The sequence below is a fragment of the Streptomyces sp. NPDC088730 genome (assembly GCF_044751215.1).
GTDB lineage: Bacteria > Actinomycetota > Actinomycetes > Streptomycetales > Streptomycetaceae > Streptomyces.
Genome location: NZ_JBIVLK010000011.1, coordinates 102797 through 122301 on the forward strand (window position 1 = coordinate 102797; position 19505 = coordinate 122301).

Below are 19505 nucleotides of genomic sequence, written 5' to 3' on the forward strand. Positions count from 1 at the left end.
CCGCGCCCTCGACCGGCGGCCGCCCCGCCGCTCGTCCGTCAGGTCTGCCGCAGGGGTGCGTAGGACTCGCCCGGCAGCCCGAACGTCCAGGCGACGCCGTCCTTCGCCGTCCGCACCGAGGGCGGCACCCGCAGCCAGTAGGTGCGGTGCGTGCCGTCCGGCTCCGGGGTGGAGTTGACCACCTCGACCATCACCACGTCCTCATCGCCGTCCAGCGCGATCCGCCAGAGGATGCCCGTCTCGTCCCGGTGGACCGGTTCGGCGCCCGACTCGGTGAGGTAGCGGTCGTACCCGTAGAACTCCAGCATCACGCGCCGCAGTTCCGCGTTCTCCTCGGCCCGGATCCGCTCGGGGGTGAGCGCGGCCAGCTCCGCCAGGAAGTCGGCGGGCACCGGCATGCCGCGCCAGGCGTACAGCCCGAACCCGTCCCGGTAGGAGAGCGCGGGGCCGTCGCCGCGGTCGAGCCTGCCCGCCTCGTCGCGGTACAGCTCCTCGGGACGCTCGCTGATCACCACCGTCCGCTCGTAGGGCCACCACCAGCCCGCGTTCCTGGCCACCGCCGCCAGTCCGTCGAGCCGGTCACCGCGGCCGTCGAACGCGGCGAGCCAGGCCGCGTCGTGCTGGCCCAGCACCGCGTCCAGGAGGAGCAGCCGCACATCCGGCTCGTCCTCCGGCCGCTCGGCCGCCTCGGTGACGACAGCGGCCCGTATCCGGTCGGCGAGCGCCGCCGTGGTCTCCCACAGCTGGGCGCCGGTGGCGGACCAGAGCGCGGACCAGCCGGCCGGGCCCAACTCGTCGTACATCCGGCGCCGTTCGTCCGCCCACGGCCGGGTCCTGACCTCCTCGCGGACCGAGCGGCCGGCGTCGGCCAGCTTCCGCACGAGCCCGACGGCCTCCCTGGGCGAATCGGCCCAGACGAACTCCTCCGGCTCGGCGAGACCCGCGCCGCGATAGGCGAGCCGCACCCCGTCCTCCGCCGCCGCCCGGTCCGCCGCGCCGGTCGCCGCCGCCACGGCCCGCCATGAGTCCACGTACTGCATGTTCTCCCCGTCCCCTGTCTTCTCTGTTCCGGTTCCCTGATTCGGGCGTTCTCCGGCCACTCCTCGGCGCCGGCTACCGCAGGGCAGGCCGGCGCGGCGGCTCAGTCCGCGACGATGCGGACCGCCCCCGGCGCGTACTCCCGCTGGCGCACGACGCGGAACCAGCCCTTCGGCAGCGGGATCACCGCGTGCTCCTCGTGCACCACCCGTCCCCCGTCCGGGAGGTGGAGCAGCATCGGGCCGAACACCCCGGCCTCCCGGATCAGCCGCCCCGGCCCCGGCACCGCGTGGGCGTGTCCGGTGACCTCACCGAGCGCGAGCACCAGCCGGCCCCGCCCGTCGCGCAGTTCGCCCGGCGCGTCCAGGAGGTTCGGCGGCACCTCGGACTCCTCCAGCGCCATGATCAGCACATCGCCCTGCCGGTACACAGACGTCTCCCCTCCGGACCGGCACCCGCTGTACCGGCCACGTGGAAAACGCTACGGCCGGGGTCTGACAATCGGCGGTGGAGCACCCGGCGGCGGGGCCGGTGCGCCCGTTGTCAGTGGCTGTTGATAGACCTTGCGGACATCAATCCGTCACCGTCACCAGGAGCCCAGGGCCATGTCCGATGTGGACCACCTGCACGAGCTGCTCGGCCTTCCGGCCGTCGACTTCCAGCACGACACGAGCGACGGGAGCCGGCCGGCCGCCGGTGCGGCGGCCTGGCACGTCTTTGTCGAGCCGTACGAGGACGACCGCACCTGGGAGCAGGAGTTCGCCTCGTTCCTGGCGGCCGTCGATCCGGCCGGGGTGCGGGCGCTGATCATCGGGCAGTGGGGCGAGTCCTACGAGGAGGACTCGTCCTATCCGATCGGTCTCGTGACGGCCGCCGCCGACCGGCTGACGTCGCTGGAGGCGGTGTTCGTAGGGGATCTGACGATGGAGGAGTCCGAGATCTCCTGGATCCAGCAGAGCGATGTGACCGCCCTGCTCGCCGCCTACCCCGCACTGGTGGAGTTCGGGGTGCGCGGCGGAACCGATCTCGTCTTCCCGCCCACCCGGCACGAGCGGCTTCGCTCGCTCACCATAGAGACGGGCGGGCTGCCGGTCGAGGTGGTCCGCGGGGTACTGGACAGCGAGTTGCCCGCGCTGGAGCGGCTCGATCTCTGGCTGGGTGTGTCCGCCTACGGCGGCGACGCGAATGTGGCGGATCTGGCGCCGCTGCTGTCCGGCACCCGGTTCCCGGCGCTGCGCCATCTCGGTCTGCGCAACAGCGAGGTGGAGAACGAGATCGCGGCGGCCGTCGCCTCGGCCCCGCTCGTGGCCCGGCTGCGCACACTCGACCTGTCGTGCGGCACCCTCGGGGACGAAGGCGCGGCCGCGCTGCTGGAGGGCCAGCCGCTGACCCACCTCGATGCGCTGGATCTGCACCACCACTTCCTCAGTGAGCAGATGGAGCGCCGGGTCACCGACGCCCTGCGACCGCACGGAGTGCGGGTCGATCTGTCGGACCGCTGCGAGCCGTGGGGCGACGGCGGGCCCGAAGGGCGCTACACCACGGTGTCGGAGTGATCCGGCCATGAACAGCATCGAACATCCCGAGGTGTTCCACGGCCTTCCCGTGCTGACCCTGCCCTGTGCGGACGACGCCGGCGCGCCGGCGCTGCCCTCGGCGGAGTCGGTGGCCTGGCGGCTGGACTGCGGACCGGACCAAGTGCCGTTCCCGGACCTCTGGCAGCACTTCCTCGACACGGTCGACCCGGCGCGGGTCCGGGCCCTGCTGATCGGGCCCTGGTGGGAGGACGACTACTCCGCTCTCGCTCCCGTCGTCGAGCTGCTCGTCGGCGCGGCGGGCCGGTTCACGGATCTGCGCGCGCTGTTCCTCGCCGATGTGGTCGGCGAGGAGTGCGAGGTGTCGTGGCTGGCCATGTGCGACGTCACTCCGGTCCTCGAAGCCTTCCCGCTCCTGGAGGAGCTGACCGTGCGCGGCGGTGGGGACAGCGTCCCCGAGGAGGCGAAGCTGGAGCTGCGTCCGGTGCGGCACGGGGCGCTGAGGTCGCTGCGGTTCGAGTCCGGCGGGCTGCCGGGCCATGTCGTGCGCGCGGTCGGGGCCTGCGAGCTGCCCGCGCTCGAAAGGCTGGAGCTCTGGTTCGGCGTCGGCTGGTACGGCGGTGACGCCACGGTGGAGGACTTGCGCCCGGTCCTCGCGGGCGACGGCTTTCCCCGGCTTCGCCATCTCGGCCTGCAGAACAGCGAGATCCAGGACGAGATCGCCGCGGCCGTCTCGCACGCCCCGGTCGTCGCCCGGCTGGAGTCACTCGCCCTCTCCATGGGGACCCTCACCGACGAGGGAGCAGAGGCCCTCCTCCACGGTCAGCCGCTCACCCACCTCACCTCGCTGGACCTGTACCACCACTACCTCACCGATCCGCTGACGGACCGGCTCCGGGAGCTGTTCGCCGGGGCGGGCACCCGCCTCGGTCTGGACGGGGCGGACTACTGGGACCCCGAGGGCGAAGAGCCCCGCTATGTCGCGGTCAGTGAATAGCGCGCCGCCCCGTTTCGCGGTCGTGGGCAATCCGGGCAACCGCCGCGTCGGCCTCTTCCAGCAGGCCGTGCGGGCCGCCGGGCTGCCCCCGGCCCGCGTCGTGTCCTGGCTCGACGTGCTGGACGGGGCCGCGGTGTTCCTGCCCGGGGAGACCGTGCGCGTCGACTCGCCCGGTGAGGACGCCGAGGTCGAGCGGGCGCTGCGGGGCGTCGAGGACCCGACCCGGGTGGAGGGCTCGTCCCGCTGGTACGCGCGGTTCACCTCCGCCGTACGGGAGGTGGCGCGGGCGGTGGCCGGCGCGGGTGCGGTGCTGCTGGACGGCCCCGAGGACCTCGCGGTGCTGTTCGACAAGCGCCTGTGTCACGGGGTGCTGGCCGCCGCGGGCGTGCCGGTGCCCGCCTCGCCCACCTCCGGCCCCGCCGCGGCGCCCGTGCGTGGCTGGGCGGATGTGCGCGGGCTGATGGCGGAGCGCGGGATGCCGAGGGTGTTCGTGAAGCTCGCGCACGGGTCCTCGGCCTCCGGAGTGCTGGCCGTGGAGACGGCCGGACCGGGCCGGGTGAGGGCGACCACCTCGGTCGAGCGGGACGGGTCCGGCCGGCTCCACAACTCGCTCCGGGTGCGGCGGCTCACGACGGAGGGCGAGGTGGCGGCGATCGTGGACGCGCTCGCACCGGACGGTCTGCACGTCGAACGCTGGCTGCCGAAGGCCTCGCAGCGCGGCCGGGCCGCGGATCTTCGGGTCGTGGTGGTGGACGGCCGCGCGACCCACGCCGTCGTGCGCACCAGCCGCTCCCCCATGACCAACCTCCACCTCGGCGGGGCTCGCGGCGATCTGGACGAGGCGCGGGCCGCCGTCGCGGCGGCGGGCGGCAGCTGGCGTGCGGCCCTCGCGGTGTGCGAGCGGGCGGGTGACGCCTTCCCGGACACGCTGTGCGTGGGCGTCGACCTGCTGCCCTCGACCGGCTGGCGGCGCTTCGCCGTCGGTGAGGTCAACGCCTTCGGCGATCTGCTGCCGCGCCTGACCGGTCTGCCCGGCAGCGGAGCCGAGGGCCTGGACACCTATGCGGCGCAGGTCGCCGCCGTACTGAACAGAGCAGGGAACCACCGTGTCGACGCAGCATCCTGAACCCCCGTCCGGCGTCATGGACGAACCCCCGTCCGGCGTCACGGACACCCCGGACCCGGACATGAGCGAGGTCGTCGGCCACGACGATCTGCTGCTCGTCACCCTGGACACCCTCCGGTACGACGTCGCGGCGGAGCTGGCCGCCGCCGGCCGTATCCCGAACCTCGCGCGGCACCTGCCGGCCGGAGGCTGGGAACGGCGGCACGCCCCGGGAAGCTTCACGTACGCCTCGCACCAGGCGATCTTCGCGGGGTTCCTGCCCACACCGGCCGCACCCGGCCCGCATCCCCGGCTGTTCGCCGCCCGGTTCGCCGGCAGCGAGACGACCGCGGAGCGCACCTTCGTCTTCGACACCCCCGACCTGGTCTCGGGCCTGGCCGGGGCGGGGTACCGCACGGTGTGCATCGGCGGGGTGGGGTTCTTCAACCAGCGGGCACCGCTCGGCTCGGTACTTCCCGGCATGTTCCAGGAAGCGCACTGGGAGCCGGAGTTCGGCGTCGCCTCGCCCAACTCGTTCGAGGCGCAGGTGACCCGTGCCGAGCGGGTCGTCGCCGGGCTGCCGCCCGGACAGCGGCTGTTCCTCTTCGTCAACGTGTCCGCGCTGCACCAGCCGAACTGGTTCCACCGGCCCGGCGCGACCCGCGACACGGGCGACAGCCGCGTCACGCACGCCGCCGCGCTGGAGTACGTCGACGCCCATATCGGCCGGCTCTTCGCCGCCGTGAGCAGCCGCCGCCGCGCCTTCGCCATCGTCTGCTCCGACCACGGCACGGCCTACGGCGACGACGGCTACACCGGTCACCGGCTCGCTCACGAGTCCGTCTGGACCGTTCCGTACGCCCATTTCTTCCTGGAACCGGGGACCGCACGATGACCAGTCCGCACACCGTCCGCCCGTACCAGAGCTATGTGTACGCCTATCCGCACAAGACCGCGTACGAGCCGCTCGGCCGGCTGCCCGGCGGGCGTCCGGCCCTGAAGGAGCTGTGGGCCGGGGAGAGCAAGGACGCGCTCTCGCTCTACCTCCACATACCGTTCTGCGAGGTCCGCTGCGGCTTCTGCAACCTCTTCACCCGCGTCGGCGCCCCCGGCGAGCTGACCACCCGCTACCTCGACGCGCTGGACCGGCAGGCGGCAGCCGTGCGGGACGCGCTCGGCGACGCGGAGCCGGTGCGTTTCGCCGCGGCGGCCTTCGGCGGCGGGACCCCGACCTTCCTGACGGCGGGCGAGCTGGAGCGCCTGTGCGACATAGCGGAGAAGCGGATGGGCGCGGGTCTCCGCTCGGTGCCCCTGTCGGTCGAGACGTCACCGTCGACCGCGACCGCGGACCGGCTGGCCGTCCTGGCGGAGCGGGGGGCGACCCGGATCAGCATCGGTGTGCAGAGCTTCGTCGAGGCCGAGGCACGCGCGGCGGTCCGTCCGCAGCGCCGGGCGGATGTGGAGGCGGCCCTGGGGCTGATCAGGGACGCCCGTATACCGGTCCTCAACATCGACCTGATCTACGGCATCGGCGGGCAGGACGAGGCGAGCTGGCGCACCTCGCTGGACGCGGCGCTCCAGTGGCGGCCGGAGGAGCTGTACCTCTACCCGCTGTACGTCCGCCCGCTGACCGGCCTCGGCCGGACCGGCGCCGCCGGGGCGGACGCGGAGTCCGCCTGGGACGAGCAGCGGCTGCGGCTCTACCGCGCGGGCCGCGACCACCTCCTGGCACACGGCTACGAGCAGGTGTCGATGCGGATGTTCCGGCGTGCGGACGCCCCGGCCGCCGAGGGCCCCGACGACTACGCGTGCCAGACCGACGGCATGGTCGGCCTGGGCTGCGGCGCCCGCTCGTACACCTCCCGGCTGCACTACTCGTTCGACTACGCGGTGGAGATGCGGGAGGTGCGGACGATCATCGACGGCTACACGGCGACCGAGGACTTCTCGCACGCCGAGGTGGGCCGGTACACCGACGGCGACGAGGCGCGCCGCCGCCACCTCCTCCAGTCGGTGCTGCAGGCCGGGGGTATGCGGCTGTCGGAGTACCGCGAGCGGTTCGGCAGCGGCCCGGAGGACGACTTCCGCGCGGAGCTGGCCCTGTTCGAGGAACGGGGCTGGCTCGATCCGGACGCACCGGCCGCCGGGCTGCTGCGCCTGTCGCCCGAGGGGCTCGCGCACTCCGACGCGCTGGGACCCGAGCTCTTCTCCCCCGCCGTGCGGGCCGCGATGGCCTCGTACGAGCTGAAGTGAGCCCCGGCATGGACCTGACGATTCTCTACCGCGGTCCGCTCGCGTCGTGCGATTACGACTGCCCGTACTGCCCGTTCGCCAAGCGCCGCGACAGCCGGGAGCAGCTGCGCGCCGACCGGGCCGCGCTGGAACGGTTCACGGCGTGGGCGGCGGCGCAGACGGACGACCGGATCTCGGTGCTGTTCACGCCGTGGGGCGAGGGGCTGGTCCGCTCCTGGTACCGGCGGGCGATGGTCGAGCTGGCCCGGCTGCCGCACATCCGCCGGGTGGCGATCCAGACGAACCTCGGCGGACGTACGCAGTGGCTGGCCCCGGCGGGCGCCGCCGGCCGGGACAAGATCGCGCTCTGGTGCACGTACCACCCGGGCCAGACGCCGTACGAGCGCTTCCTGGACCGGTGCGGGGAGCTGGCGTCCCTGGGTATCCGGCACAGCGTCGGCGTGGTCGGTCTGGATGATCATCTCGACGAGGCGCGACGGCTGCGGGCGGCCCTGCCCGAGGAGGTCTACCTCTGGGTCAACGCCGCCGAGGGGCACACCTACACGGACGAGGAGGCGGACCGGTGGACGGAGATCGATCCGCTGTTCCCGTACAGCCGCCATCCGCACCGTTCGGCCGGGCTGCCCTGCCGGACCGGTGAGTCGGTCATCTCGGTGGACGGGGAGGGCACGGTTCGCCGCTGCCACTTCGTCCGGGCCGAGCTCGGCAATCTCTACGACGGCAGCTACCGCGGGGCACTGGGCCCCCGGTCATGCCCGCTGGCGGTGTGCGACTGCCATATCGGCTACGTCCATCTGGAGACGCTGCCGTTGTACGACGTGTTCGCGGGCGGCGTGCTGGAACGCATCCCGGCCCGGCCGTTGTACGGCATCGGACGGGCCGGCTCGTGAACCGCTGGAAGGACCGCCGGGCTCCCGGCTCCCGGCCGGGAGCCGGCCGGCCTCAGAGCGGCAGCAGGTCCGGCCGCTTCGCCTCCACGTGGTCCCCCGACGACTCGCCGCGCAGCCGGCGCCCGATCCACGGGACCAGGTACTCGCGGGCCCAGTGGATGTCGTCGCGCCGGACTTCCAGCGCTCTCCGGTGCACCTGCGGCGGCCACTCCTGGTCCGGGTCGGCCGGCACGTCGAGGCCGAGGACCTGGGCGGCGCGCAGTGCGACACGGGTGTGTCCCTCGGGCGACAGGTGCAGCCGGTCGCCGTCCCAGGCGCGCCGGTCCTGCACGGAGCGCAGGGACCACAGGTCGAGCACCGGGCAGTCGTAGCGGTCCGCGATGGACCGCACGTGGGCGGTGTAGGTGGCGATCTTGCCGCGCAGATGGCGGAGCACCGGAACGCCGCGGGTGTCGAAGCCGGTGGTGACCATGACGGTGCCGACCGACCGGGTCAGCTCGGCGACCGCGCGCTCGAAGCGCTCGGCCACGTCGTCGGGGTCGGTGCCCGGCCGGATGATGTCGTTGCCGCCCGCGCAGAAGCTCACCAGGTCGGGGGCGAGCTGCTGGGCGCGCGGTACCTGCTCCGCGACTATCTGGTCGAGGAGGCGTCCTCGTACGGCGAGATTGGCGTACCGGAAGTGTCCGTGCGCGGCGGCTGTGCCGGCCTGCGCCGTTTCCGGGTCGGGGAGCTGGTCCGCGAGGATTACCGCGAACCGGTCGGCCCAGCCGACGAATGTCCCGTTCGGGCCCGGGTCACCGACTCCTTCGGTGAAACTGTCGCCAATCGCCGCGTACGACTCGATGGCGCCCTGCCGGTTGATGACGCCCTGTCGGATGTTTCTCGAATCGTCTGCCACAAGGGCATATCCTGCACCGCCGATTGTGACCTACGCGACCGTAATATGGGCTTGACGGGTGGTGAGATAGACCACCCGGTCAGGTTTTGGTAAAGGGGGAATAAGGACGGTCACCCCAATGCAGAGGGGCGGTGCGCCGCCGCGCACCGCCCCTCTGCATTGCTCAGGTCCGTCACCGGACCGCTGCCGCCCGGATCAGACGTTGATCCCGTGCGACGCCAGGTAGGCGATCGGGTCGATGTCAGAGCCGTACGCCGGGCCCGTGCGGACCTCGAAGTGGAGGTGCGGGCCGGTGGCGTTGCCGGTGGCGCCGGAGAGGCCGACCTGCTGGCCCGCGGTCACGGTCTGGCCCGCCGAGACGGAGAGCGAGGACATGTGGCCGTACTGCGAGTAGTGGCCGTCGGCGTGCTTGATGACGACCTCGTTGCCGTACGCGCCGCCCCAGCCCGCGGTGACGACGGTGCCGGAGGTGATCGCCTTCACGCTGGTGCCGGTGGAGACGGGGAAGTCGATACCGGTGTGGCTGCCGCTGGACCAGCTGGCGCCGGAGGCGCGGTAGGCGGTGGTGTGGTTGCCGGGGACCGGGTGGACGTAGCCGGACGCGCTGCCCTGCTCCGCCGACGTGTTGGACGCCTGGGTGCCGGAGGAGGACGCGGTGCCGGCGGCCGCGGGCGCCTTCGACCCGGTCTCGGCCGGAGCCTTCGAGGGGGCCTTCGACGGGGTGGTGGCACCCGCGGAGGTGTGCGAGCCGGTGGCCGGGGCGTGGCCCCAGGCCTTGCCGCCGAGGGTCAGCTTCATGCCCGGGAGGATCAGGCTCGGGTTGTCGCCGACGACCTTGCGGTTGTCCTGGTACAGCTTCTCCCAGCCGCCCTTGACCTTGTGCTCTGCGGCGATCTTCGACAGGTAGTCGCCGGAGACCACGGAGTACGTCGTGGTGCCGGACTGCTTGTCCGCGACCGGCTTGGCCGGGGTGGCGTGCGTGGCGGCGGCCGACTTCGCGGTGGCGGGAGCGGCCTGCTCCGCGGCGTTGGCACCGGTGGCGCCGAGCAGCGGAAGCGCGATGACGGCTCCGCCGGCGCTCGCGACGACGACGCCGCGGGCGATGGTGCTGGACTTGGGACGGCGGTGCTTACCCGGGATGGGCATGAAGAATTTCCTCTCCGGCGCCTACGAGGTGAGCTGTCGGGTTCGGGCTGGAGATGCCCGGCTGCGTCTGGCGCGACTTCACCCCGAGCCGGCCGGATCACTCCGGTCGGCGGCTTACCTGGGTCCCCCGCTCCTGCCACACGGTGAGTGGGTGCGGAATTCCGGACGGCGGCAGGATTAGGCGTTCCATCCGGATTGACATGGAACGTAAGCGAGCCAGGACGGCGGAAACAAGCCACGGGTTCCACGCCGGATTCCGCACCGGAAATTCGACGCGGAATTCCGGTCACACTCCGTGGATTATGGATCTTGGCATTCCGCTTGGCGCCCGGATTACCCAGCCGGAGCACCGCCACACACCGTCACGGATATGATCCCGCTCACGAGCGGGTGACCATCTCCCGCATAAGCAGGGCATGTTCGACTAAAAGCCCCAATACGGACATGTCGCGCTCATCGTTCGCGCCGGTGCCCCGCGGAGAGCCGTCGCGAGGGGCAGGACCAAGGTCGTCGCCGGGGTGATTGTCCGAGTATCCGATGTCGTATCGTCACGGGAGTGGACCCGTCGGCGACACGCGTCGGCGGCAGAGCCCCCAGGAGTGACCGTGACGCAGCAGCTGCCGCAGACCCCGTCGACGGAACCCGAGCTGGCGGGGGTCCGCAACTTCCGTGACGTGGGCGGACTGCCCACCTCCGACGGCCGCAGGGTGCGGTACGGGCGGCTCTTCCGCAGTGGTCACCTGGCAGACGCCACGCCCGAGGACACGGCGTTCCTCGGCGGCCTCGGCCTGCACACCGTCTTCGACTTCCGCAACGCCGCCGACCTCAAGCTGGACGGACCGGATGTCGAGCTGCCCGGCGTACGCAATGTGAACATCCCGCTCACCGACCCGGCGGACGGCAGCGAGTTCTGGCGGATGGTGCGCGACGGCGACATGGACGAGCTGCGCGGAATCCTCGGCGGCGGCAAGGGGACCGACCGCATGGTCGCCTCCTACCGCTCGATCATCCTGGACCGCACCGCGGAGCACAGCCAGGTGCTGCACGCCCTGGCCGAGGACAGCGTCCCGGCCCTGATGCACTGCGCGGCGGGCAAGGACCGGGCCGGGCTCTCCATCGCGATCTCGCTGCTCGCGGTGGGCGTCGGGCGCGAGACGATCGAGGCCGACTACCTCAAGTCCAACGACACCCACCGCCGCTACCGGGTGCGCCGCAGCGACACCTCCGCGGCCGGAATGTCGCCCGAGGTGATGGAGCTCCTCAGCCCGCTCTTCGGAGCCCACAGCGAATACCTCGCGGCGGCCTTCGCCACCATCGACGAGACCTGGGGCGACACGGACCGCTACCTCTCCGAGGGGCTGAAGATCACGCCCAGTACGCGGGAGCGGCTGCGCGAGCGGCTCCTCGAAGACTCCTGACGGACCCCGGAGGGGGCGCCGCCGGCTACTGGTTGTGCATACCCACCGCGAACAGCAGGTAGAGGAAGCCCGCGACGACGTGCCCGGCCACCAGGTAGGCGAACAGCCTGATGACGAGCCCGCGCGGCATCTTGCGCTCCTGGGAGTCGGGCTCCTTGCGCCTGGCCGGGGTCAGCGGGTCGTAGTTCTCGGAATCGGACATGACGGTCCTCTCTGGTGACCGGTCGGGCCGGCGGGACGGCGTCTCAGCGACGGTGGATCCCGCTGCCGAGGCACAGCTCGGCGGCGGGGCTCTGCAGCAGGGTGTGAACGAAGAGCAGCTCGGCGCCCTCGCGCTCCGGCGCCGCGATCCGGTGCGGGGTGAGCGAGTCGAAGTGCGCGCTGTCGCCGGGGCCGAGGTCGTGCACGGTGTCCCCGAGGGTCACCCGGAGATTCCCGGCCAGGACGTAGAGCCATTCCTCACCGGGGTGGACGCGCACCAGGTCGCCCTGCGCGCCGTACGGCACCCGGACGCGCAGCGCCTGCATCGCCCGGCCGGACCCGCCGGCCCGCTGGTACATCCAGCCGTCGGCCTCCGCCCCCTCGAACTTCCGGGCACGGACGATCGCGTCACGTTCCGGGGGAATCTCGCCGAGCAGCTCGGAGACCGTCGTACCGTAGATCCTGGCGAGTCCGAGCAGCATCGGCAGCGAGGGCTGGCGGCGGCCCGTTTCGAGCCGGGACAGATGGGCGGGCGAGAGCCCGGCGCGCTGGGCGGCGGTCTCCAGGGTGAGCCCGCGGCCGCGGCGCAGGTCGCGCAGGCGTGGCGCGACACCGGGCAGCTCGTCGGCCGCCCCTGCTTCTGCAGGATTCATATGTCCATTGGGCCAGGATCTTTCCTGGGAGGCAAATTTCTTGCCTCCCAGGCAAAAGGTCTCCTGGTCAGCGGTTGGCCACGGCCTGCTTCACCAGGGTCCGGCCGAAGTCCCACATCAGCCCGCCGTCGTGCGCGTCGTCCATCACCGCTGTGAACGCGGCCACGAACCGGTCCACGTCCGCCTCGTCGATGACGAGCGGCGGAATCAGCTTGATCACTTCGAGGTGGTCGCCGGACACCTGCGTGAGGATCCGGTGCTTCTGGAGCAGCGGCACGACCACCATCTGCGCGAAGAGCCCCTTGCGGGCCGCCTGGAGCATGGTCCAGCCGCTGCGCAGCTTCAGCGAGGACGGCCGGCCGAACTCGATGCCGATCATCAGCCCGCGTCCGCGCACCTCGTGCAGCAGCTCGTAGCGGTCGACCAGCGCGGCCAGCCTCTCGCGCAGCAGATCACCGGTGCGGCGGGCGTTGGCCACGGTCCCCTCGTCCTCCATCACCGCGAGGACCGCGAGTCCGGCGGCCATGGCCTGGGCGTTGGAGCCGAAGCTGGCCGAGTGCACCAGCACCCGGTCCATCGAGGAGTAGACGCGCTTGAAGATCCAGTCCTTGCCGAGCGTGGCCCCGACCGGCACATAGCCGCCGGAGAGCGCCTTCGCGACGCAGACCAGATCGGGTTCGACGCCTTCCTCGTGCTGGTACGCGTAGAAGTCTCCGGTCCGGCCCAGACCGGTCTGCACCTCGTCGGCGATGAGCAGGGCCTTGTGCTTGCGCAGCAGCTCCTGGGCGGCGCGCAGGAAGCCGGGCGGCGAGGCGTGCACGCCCTTGCCCTGGATCGGCTCGACGACCAGTCCGGCCACGTCGCCGCGCTTCAGCTCGCGCCGCAGCGCGTCCAGGTCACCGAGCCCGATGGCGGTGTCGGGCAGCAGGGGGGCGAAGCCGTCCCGGAAGCCGTCCTCGCCGTTGACCGAGAGCGATCCGGTGGTCAGTCCGTGGAAGGCGTGCGCGCAGTACAGGATCCTCGGCTTCCCGGTCGCGTACCGGGCGAACTTGAGTGCCGTCTCGACGGCCTCAGTACCGCTGTTGCCGAAGAACACCCGGTCCAGGTGCGGGCTGTGCGTGAGCAGCTTCTCCGCCAGCAGACCGGGCAGTGGCTGGCAGTCGAAGCGGGTGAGGTCGGCGAGCGAGGCGTCCAGGACGTCGTGCACCGCCTTGCGGACGACCGGGTGGTGCCGGCCGAGCCCCATCACGCCGAATCCGGCCAGCATGTCCAGGTAGTCGTTGCCCTCCGCGTCCCAGAAGTGCGCGCCCTCGGCCCGTTCGTAGACCTTGTCGAAGCCGATGGTGCGCAGCATGCGCGGGAGCTGGTGGTTGAGGTACTTCGTGTGCAGCTCGTAGCGCTCGGCGCCGCGCTCCGCGAGGAGCCGCGCCAGATCGAAGCCCTTGGGCCCGTCGTCCTTCATGCCCCGCTCTCCTTGTGCCCGTTGTCCAGGGCGTCGCGCTCGTGGTGACCGTCGTCGACGGCCTTCGGCCGCACGGCCAGGGTCGCGCTGATCCGGCCGGCGATCTCGACCGGTGTGAGTCCGATGTCGGCCAGCACCTCGGCGCGCTTGCCGTGGGCGAGGAACTGCTCGGGAATGCCGAACGTGCGCAGCGGTACGTCGACGCCGGCGTCCCGCAGGGCCTGCCCGACCGCCGAGCCGACGCCGCCGGCCCGGCTGTTGTCCTCGACGACGGCGACCAGCCGGTGCTGTGCGGCGAGCGGGGCCAGCTGCCCGTCGACCGGCTTGACCCAGCGGGGGTCGATCACGGTGCAGCGGATGCCGGCGCCCGCGAGCAGGTCGGCGGCCCGCAGGCAGACGGGGGCCATGACGCCGACCGCTACCAGCAGCACGTCCGCGTCCTCGTCGCGGTGCAGTACGTCCATGGCGCCGGTCCGGCCGATGGCGGGGACCGGCTCCCCCACCGACTCCTTGGGGAACCGGATCACGGTCGGGGCGTCATCGACGTCGACGGCCTCGCGCAGCTGGGCCCGCAGCTGGCCGGCGTCGCGCGGTGCCGCGATCCGCAGTCCCGGTACGACCTGGAGCATCGACATGTCCCACATGCCGTTGTGGGAGGCGCCGTCGGGCCCGGTGACACCGGCCCGGTCCAGGACGAAGGTCACCCCGCACCTGTGCAGCGCGACGTCCATCAGCAGCTGGTCGAAGGCGCGGTTGAGGAAGGTGGCGTAGACGGCGACGACGGGGTGCAGGCCGCCGGTGGCCAGTCCCGCCGCGGAGACCGCCGCGTGCTGTTCCGCGATGCCCACGTCCCAGACCCGGCCGGGGAAGGCCTCTGCGAACTTCGTCAGCCCCACCGGGTCCAGCATCGCGGCCGTGATGGCGACGACGTCGGGCCGCTCCACCCCGATCGCGGCGATCTCGTCCCCGAACACCGAGGTCCAGGACGGGCCGGCCGCCGGGGTGAGCGGGGCGCAGGTCAGCGGGTCCATCGCGCCGACGGTGTGGAAGCGGTCGGCCTCGTCCCGGAGGGCGGGCTGATAGCCGCGGCCCTTCTCGGTGAGGCAGTGCACGAGTACCGGGCCGTGGAACCGTTTCGCCCGTTGCAGGGCGGACTCGACGGCGGCGGTGTCGTGGCCGTCGATGGGTCCGACGTACTTGAGGCCGAGGTCCTCGAACATGCCCTGCGGGGCGAAGGCGTCCTTGAACCCCTTCTTGGCACCGTGCAGCGACTCGTAGAGCGGCTGTCCGATGACGGGGGTCTGCTGGAGGACGCCCTTGCCCCAGGAGAGGAAGCGTTCGTAGCCGTCGGTGGTGCGCAGGGTCGCCAGGTGGTTGGCGAGGCCGCCGATCGTCGGGGCGTAGGAGCGCTCGTTGTCGTTGACGACGATGATCAGTGGCCGGTCCCTGGCGGCGGCGATGTTGTTCAGCGCCTCCCAGGCCATGCCGCCGGTGAGCGCCCCGTCACCGATGACCGCGACGACGTGGTCGGGGCGGCCCAGTACCTGGTTGGCCTTGGCGAGGCCGTCGGCCCAGCCGAGCACCGTGGAGGCGTGGCTGTTCTCGATGACGTCGTGCTCGGACTCCTCGCGGGAGGGATAGCCGGAGAGGCCGCCCTTGCCGCGCAGCTTGGAGAAGTCCTGCCGCCCGGTGAGGAGTTTGTGTACGTAGCTCTGGTGGCCGGTGTCCCACAGAACGCGGTCCGCGGGTGAGTCGAACACCCGGTGCAGGGCGATGGACAGCTCCACGACGCCGAGGTTGGGCCCCAGGTGTCCGCCGGTCCTGGCCACCGCCTCGATCAGGAACTTCCTGATGTCCTCGGCCAGTTCACCGAGCTGTGGTTCGTTGAGCGTCTTGAGATCGTGCGGCCCCCGGATGCTCCGCAGAAGCGTCATGCCGGGCCCCCTCTCTAATCCTGTCTCAGCTCACGGTGACGGCGGGGACCCCCGGTCGTGGCGTCCCGGTCCTCGTCATCGGCTGGACCGGGACCGGTACGTCCCGGCCGGACGCCGCCGGCCCGGCCTGGACGCGCCACGCACGGCGGCGCGTCGCGAGCGGCCGGGCCGGCGGCTCGCGGAGAGCCAGTACCACTGGTTCTCCGATGGCCCTCACCTCACCGGTTGCCGCCGATGGTCTCCCGCGCGGCACGCAGGGATTCCTTCAGCGATCCCATGGTGGCCAGTACGGCGGTCGGCTCGTAGCCGCAGTGCGCCATGCAGTTGGCGCAGCGCGGGTCCTTGCCCCGGCCGTACTTGTCCCAGTCGGTCTCCTCGATGAGTTCCCGGTACGTCGGCACATAGCCGTCGCTCATCAGGTAGCAGGGCCGCTGCCAGCCGAAGAGCGAGTAGTTGGGAATGGCCCAGGCCGTGCACGCGAAGTCGGCCTTGCCCTCCAGGAAGTCCAGGAAGAGCGGCGAGTGGTTCAGCCGCCACCTGGCCCGGTTGCCGCCCGCGAAGGACTTCTTGAACAGCTCGCGGGTCTGCTCGACTCCCAGGAAGTGTTCCTGGTCGGGCGCCTTCTCGTATGCGTAGGCGGGCGAGATCATCATCTCGTCGACCTTCAGCTCGTCATTGAGGTAATTCAGGACCTCGATGACGGTCTGCGGGGTGTCGGTGTTGAAGAAGGTGGAATTGGTGGTGACCCGGAAACCTCGGCGCTTGGCCTCCTTGATCGCGGCCACCGCCTCGTCGAAGACTCCTTCCTTGGCAACCGATTCGTCGTGCCGTTCCCGCAGCCCGTCGATGTGCACGGCGAACGCGAAGTAGGGCGACGGCGTGAACTTCTCCATCTTCTTCCGCATCAACATCGCGTTGGTGCAGAGGAAGACGTATTTTTTCTTCGCCACCAGCTGCCGGACGATTTCGTCGATCTGCGGATGCATCAGCGGCTCACCGCCCGCGATGGAGACCATCGGGGCGCCGGATTCGAGCACCGCGCCGACGGCCTGGGCCACCGGCATCCGCTGCTTGAGAACTCCGGCCGGATGCTGAATCTTCCCGCAGCCTTCGCAGGCGAGATTGCAGGCGAACAGTGGCTCCAGCTCGACAATCAGCGGGAACTTCTCCCGCTTGCGAAGCTTCTGTTCAGCAAGGTACGTCGCAATCTTGATGGTCTGACGGAGTGGCATGGCCATCTAGCTCACCTCCTGGGGAGCAGCAAAGATCGGTGCCATTCATAGAAAGCCGGTAGGACGGCACGGAGAACGCGGAATGCCGATATTCCACCGCGGACCGTGCCGATGCGGACGAGCTCATGCTGTGGAGCGTCCACGACCACCCGTACGGCCGCAACCGGGCGTGGCCCGGCGCGCAGGGCGGTGCGCAGAGTGGCGGCGGACTCCATGTCCACCGCGATCGCTCCGGTGGTCCGCAGCTCGGCCCGCTCATGCCCGCGTACGACATGGTCGGAGCCGGTCAGCGGACCGGTGTGGACGGTGCGTCCCGGTACTGCTCTGGCCAGTGCCTCGGCAAGCAGCTCGGTGCCGGTGCAGGCGGCCGACTCCCCGGCGAGCCGGGTCTCGTCGGCCACCACCAGGTCTCCGGGGTGCATGCCGGGCGTCAGCCCGGCACAGAACCCCGAGGCGATGACCGCGGCGCCGAACGCCCGGCTCTCGCCGAGCGCCCGCGCCACGGCGGATTCGGCCGCCTCGGGTCCCATGCCCGTACGGATCACGGTCACGGGTCCCGGCGCCCTGTCCGCCCTGCTCCTGCCGGTGCGCAGGGCGAGGTGTTCGATGCCGAGCGCACAGGCGATCAGCAGCGGGGCGGCGGGGCCGGGCGGCCCCGCGGGTTCACCCATCAGACCCCCTCACGGAGGGCCGTGCGGCCGGCGAAGGGGTCGCCGTGCACGTACCGCCCGAGTGCGGTCAGCGGGAACACCTGCCGGTAGAGGTGGTAGTTGATGGAGAAGTCCCAGGGGAAGCCGGTACCGGTGAAGTACGGCTCGTCCCAGGATCCGTCGGCCTGCTGGGTCTCGGTGAGCCAGGCGACGCCGCGGGCCACTGCCGCGGTGTCCCGCCGCTCCGCGGCCAGGAGCGCGAGCAGCGCCCAGGCGGTCTGGGACGCGGTCGAGGCGCCGTGGCCGATCCACTTGTCCTCCTTGTAGGAGCGCAGGTCCTCGCCCCAGCCGCCGTCGTCGTTCTGGACGGACTCCAGCCAGTCGGCCGCGCGCCGGATCGAGGGATGCGCGGCAGGCAGTCCGGCGGCGACCAGGGCGGGCACCACGGACCCTGTTCCGTATACGTAGTTGACCCCCCATCGGCCGAACCAGCCTCCGGCGGCCTCCTGTTCGGAGAGCAGCCACTCGATTCCGCGCCGGGTGACGGGGTGCGCGGCGTGGCCCTCGATGGCGAGCATCTCCACCACGTGGCCGGTGACGTCCGCGGACGGCGGGTCGATGACCTCGCCGAAGTCGCAGAACGGCAGCCGGTTGGGGAACGGGCTGGTGTTGTCGGCGTCGAACGCTCCCCAGGCGCCGTTGCGGGACTGCATGCCGACGTTCCAGCGCACCCCCCTGGCGATGGCCGCCTCGACCCGTGCCGGATCCGGGTGCCGGACCCGGCGCAGCGCGAGCACCACTTCCGCGGTGTCGTCGATATCCGGGTAGTTGTCGTTGTGGAACTCGAAAGCCCAGCCTCCCGGCGGGAGTTGGGGCCTGCGCACCGACCAGTCGCCCGGCCGGTCGATCTCCTCGTCGAGCATCCAGTCGGCCGCCTTCACGAGCGCCGGATGGTCGGGGCGCAGGCCCGCGTCGGCGAGCGCGATGGTGGCGAGGCAGGTGTCCCAGACCGGGGACTGGCAGGCTTCGATCATGCGGGCGCCGTCCTCGCGCCAGACCGCGAACCGGTCGAGCGAGGCGAGTCCGGCCCGCATCACCGGGTGGTCGAGGTCGTAGCCCAGCAGGTGCAGCGCGATGACGGAGTAGACGGCGGGCGGCTGGATACCGCCCCAGCAGCCGTCGTTCTCCTGGCGTTCGATGATCCAGCGGGCGGCCGCGTTCATCGCGAGGCGGCGCACCCGGCGCGGGGCGATCCGGTGATAGAGGTGCAGCGCCTTGTCGAGGCGCTGGAAGACACCGTCCCAACTGGCCGCCGGTGCGGGGCGCCTGGGTGGGTTCGGTTCGCCGGGGTCGGTGTGCAGCTCGTCCAGGGCGAAGGGGGCGGGCCGGACCGGCCGCTTCGCGGAGACGACCGTGAGCGGCACGATGGTCTGGCGGGCCCAGCAGCCGAAGTCGTAGATATTGAGCGGGACCCACTTCGGGAAGAACATCAGCTCGGGCGGGAGTTCCGGCAGGTCGTCCCATTTCCACCAGCCGAACAGGGCCAGCCAGATCCGGGTGAACACCCGGCTCGCCGCGATCCCGCCCTGTTCCCTGACCCACCCCGAGGCGCGGAGCATGTGCGGGTCGTCCGGCCGGTCCCCGGCCAGCCGCAGGGCCACGTACGCTTCGATGGTGGCGGAGAGGTCCCCCGGTCCGCCGTGGAACGTGGCCCAGGTGCCGTCACCGAGCTGCTCGCCGCGGATGAAGCGGCCGGCCGCCTGTACCGTGGCGGAATCCTGGATTCCGAGGAACTGGCGCAGCAGGAGGTCCTCGGCGTCCATGGTGACGTTGGTGGCGAGGTCGCCCTTCCACCAGCCCTGCTCGTCCTGCTGGCCGAGGAGGTGCTCCACCGAGCGCTCCGCGGCCCGCCGCGCGGCGGCCAGTACGTCGTCCGCGGCGATGGTTGATTCGGTTGTCGGTCTACTGGCCGAGGCTGCGCGGGGATCCACAGCCCCGGTGCTTCCGTCGGTCGTCGCTGTCATGGCTTCCCCTTCGTGCAGTTGTTCCTCTGCTGTGCTGGGGTCTCCGTCGGCCGGCGCCCGTGACGGGCA

At 71.6% G+C, this 19505-nt stretch carries 18 protein-coding genes and 1 riboswitch; of the genes, 7 read left to right on the forward strand and 11 right to left on the reverse strand.

Going from position 1 to position 19505, the window contains the following annotated elements; all coding sequences use genetic code 11:
- Positions 1–38: 38 nt before the first annotated feature.
- Positions 39–1040: a DUF6745 domain-containing protein gene (locus ACIP89_RS27690; protein WP_401925245.1), complete on the reverse strand. Its 1002-nt coding sequence runs from the start codon at positions 1038–1040 to the stop codon at positions 39–41.
- A gap of 101 nt (positions 1041–1141) precedes the next feature.
- Complete coding sequence (locus tag ACIP89_RS27695) at positions 1142–1468, reverse strand: hypothetical protein (protein ID WP_371775012.1); 327 nt, start codon at positions 1466–1468, stop codon at positions 1142–1144.
- Positions 1469–1643: 175 nt separating this feature from the next.
- Between ACIP89_RS27695 and ACIP89_RS27700 the strand changes: the two genes are divergently transcribed.
- The 6 genes from ACIP89_RS27700 (at position 1644) to ACIP89_RS27725 (ending at position 7818) form a co-directional block, all read left to right on the forward strand.
- Entirely contained in the window at positions 1644–2594 is a 951-nt protein-coding gene (locus ACIP89_RS27700; protein WP_401925247.1) for an STM4015 family protein, read from the forward strand.
- A 7-nt stretch (positions 2595–2601) separates the two neighbouring features.
- Entirely contained in the window at positions 2602–3570 is a 969-nt protein-coding gene (locus ACIP89_RS27705; protein WP_402117322.1) for an STM4015 family protein, read from the forward strand.
- Positions 3551–4696: an STM4014 family protein gene (locus tag ACIP89_RS27710; RefSeq protein WP_402117324.1), complete on the forward strand. Its 1146-nt coding sequence runs from the start codon at positions 3551–3553 to the stop codon at positions 4694–4696. Before ACIP89_RS27705 ends, ACIP89_RS27710 begins: the two co-directional genes overlap by 20 nt.
- Positions 4697–4757: 61 nt before the next feature.
- Positions 4758–5570: an STM4013/SEN3800 family hydrolase gene (locus tag ACIP89_RS27715; RefSeq protein WP_402117426.1), complete on the forward strand. Its 813-nt coding sequence runs from the start codon at positions 4758–4760 to the stop codon at positions 5568–5570.
- Positions 5567–6928, forward strand: coding sequence for an STM4012 family radical SAM protein (locus ACIP89_RS27720; protein WP_401925256.1), 1362 nt, complete (start codon positions 5567–5569; stop codon positions 6926–6928). Before ACIP89_RS27715 ends, ACIP89_RS27720 begins: the two co-directional genes overlap by 4 nt.
- A gap of 8 nt (positions 6929–6936) precedes the next feature.
- Entirely contained in the window at positions 6937–7818 is an 882-nt protein-coding gene (locus tag ACIP89_RS27725) for an STM4011 family radical SAM protein (RefSeq protein WP_401925259.1), read from the forward strand.
- 52 nt (positions 7819–7870) lie between these two features.
- Here the strand turns inward: ACIP89_RS27725 and ACIP89_RS27730 are convergent, their stop codons facing one another.
- A complete protein-coding gene (locus ACIP89_RS27730; RefSeq protein WP_401925262.1) occupies positions 7871–8716 on the reverse strand; it encodes an SGNH/GDSL hydrolase family protein in 846 nt (281 codons plus the stop codon).
- Between the two features lie 195 nt (positions 8717–8911).
- Positions 8912–9862: a peptidoglycan DD-metalloendopeptidase family protein gene (locus tag ACIP89_RS27735; protein ID WP_402117326.1), complete on the reverse strand. Its 951-nt coding sequence runs from the start codon at positions 9860–9862 to the stop codon at positions 8912–8914.
- A 3-nt stretch (positions 9863–9865) separates the two neighbouring features.
- A riboswitch (cyclic di-AMP (ydaO/yuaA leader) is annotated at positions 9866–10056 on the reverse strand.
- Between the two features lie 411 nt (positions 10057–10467).
- Here ACIP89_RS27735 and ACIP89_RS27740 point away from each other — a divergent pair.
- On the forward strand, positions 10468–11280 hold the full coding sequence (locus tag ACIP89_RS27740; RefSeq protein ID WP_402117328.1) for a tyrosine-protein phosphatase: 813 nt from the start codon (positions 10468–10470) through the stop codon (positions 11278–11280).
- Positions 11281–11305: 25 nt separating this feature from the next.
- Here the strand turns inward: ACIP89_RS27740 and ACIP89_RS27745 are convergent, their stop codons facing one another.
- From ACIP89_RS27745 to shc, 7 genes are all read right to left on the reverse strand, one after another.
- Entirely contained in the window at positions 11306–11482 is a 177-nt protein-coding gene (locus ACIP89_RS27745) for a DUF6126 family protein (protein ID WP_401925268.1), read from the reverse strand.
- A 43-nt stretch (positions 11483–11525) separates the two neighbouring features.
- Positions 11526–12134, reverse strand: coding sequence for a helix-turn-helix domain-containing protein (locus tag ACIP89_RS27750; protein ID WP_401925270.1), 609 nt, complete (start codon positions 12132–12134; stop codon positions 11526–11528).
- 67 nt (positions 12135–12201) lie between these two features.
- On the reverse strand, positions 12202–13596 hold the full coding sequence (locus ACIP89_RS27755) for an aspartate aminotransferase family protein (protein ID WP_402117330.1): 1395 nt from the start codon (positions 13594–13596) through the stop codon (positions 12202–12204).
- On the reverse strand, positions 13593–15530 hold the full coding sequence (gene dxs, locus ACIP89_RS27760) for a 1-deoxy-D-xylulose-5-phosphate synthase (protein WP_402117332.1): 1938 nt from the start codon (positions 15528–15530) through the stop codon (positions 13593–13595). Before dxs ends, ACIP89_RS27755 begins: the two co-directional genes overlap by 4 nt.
- Positions 15531–15748: 218 nt before the next feature.
- Positions 15749–16768, reverse strand: coding sequence for an adenosyl-hopene transferase HpnH (gene hpnH / locus ACIP89_RS27765; RefSeq protein WP_327340083.1), 1020 nt, complete (start codon positions 16766–16768; stop codon positions 15749–15751).
- 5 nt (positions 16769–16773) lie between these two features.
- On the reverse strand, positions 16774–17433 hold the full coding sequence (locus tag ACIP89_RS27770) for a 1-hydroxy-2-methyl-2-butenyl 4-diphosphate reductase (RefSeq protein WP_402117333.1): 660 nt from the start codon (positions 17431–17433) through the stop codon (positions 16774–16776).
- A complete protein-coding gene (gene shc, locus ACIP89_RS27775) occupies positions 17433–19436 on the reverse strand; it encodes a squalene--hopene cyclase (RefSeq protein ID WP_401925279.1) in 2004 nt (667 codons plus the stop codon). Before shc ends, ACIP89_RS27770 begins: the two co-directional genes overlap by 1 nt.
- Positions 19437–19505: the final 69 nt, after the last annotated feature.

Coding starts and splice junctions, on each gene's coding strand:
- ACIP89_RS27690 (WP_401925245.1), bottom strand. CDS start 1,040: ATGCAGTACGTGGACTCATGGCGGGCCGTGGCGGCGGCGACCGGCGCG.
- ACIP89_RS27700 (WP_401925247.1), top strand. CDS start 1,644: ATGTCCGATGTGGACCACCTGCACGAGCTGCTCGGCCTTCCGGCCGTC.
- ACIP89_RS27705 (WP_402117322.1), top strand. CDS start 2,602: ATGAACAGCATCGAACATCCCGAGGTGTTCCACGGCCTTCCCGTGCTG.
- ACIP89_RS27710 (WP_402117324.1), top strand. CDS start 3,551: ATGTCGCGGTCAGTGAATAGCGCGCCGCCCCGTTTCGCGGTCGTGGGC.
- ACIP89_RS27715 (WP_402117426.1), top strand. CDS start 4,758: ATGAGCGAGGTCGTCGGCCACGACGATCTGCTGCTCGTCACCCTGGAC.
- ACIP89_RS27720 (WP_401925256.1), top strand. CDS start 5,567: ATGACCAGTCCGCACACCGTCCGCCCGTACCAGAGCTATGTGTACGCC.
- ACIP89_RS27725 (WP_401925259.1), top strand. CDS start 6,937: ATGGACCTGACGATTCTCTACCGCGGTCCGCTCGCGTCGTGCGATTAC.
- ACIP89_RS27735 (WP_402117326.1), bottom strand. CDS start 9,862: ATGCCCATCCCGGGTAAGCACCGCCGTCCCAAGTCCAGCACCATCGCC.
- ACIP89_RS27745 (WP_401925268.1), bottom strand. CDS start 11,482: ATGTCCGATTCCGAGAACTACGACCCGCTGACCCCGGCCAGGCGCAAG.
- ACIP89_RS27750 (WP_401925270.1), bottom strand. CDS start 12,134: ATGAATCCTGCAGAAGCAGGGGCGGCCGACGAGCTGCCCGGTGTCGCG.
- ACIP89_RS27755 (WP_402117330.1), bottom strand. CDS start 13,596: ATGAAGGACGACGGGCCCAAGGGCTTCGATCTGGCGCGGCTCCTCGCG.
- dxs (WP_402117332.1), bottom strand. CDS start 15,530: ATGACGCTTCTGCGGAGCATCCGGGGGCCGCACGATCTCAAGACGCTC.
- hpnH (WP_327340083.1), bottom strand. CDS start 16,768: ATGGCCATGCCACTCCGTCAGACCATCAAGATTGCGACGTACCTTGCT.
- ACIP89_RS27770 (WP_402117333.1), bottom strand. CDS start 17,433: ATGGGTGAACCCGCGGGGCCGCCCGGCCCCGCCGCCCCGCTGCTGATC.
- shc (WP_401925279.1), bottom strand. CDS start 19,436: ATGACAGCGACGACCGACGGAAGCACCGGGGCTGTGGATCCCCGCGCA.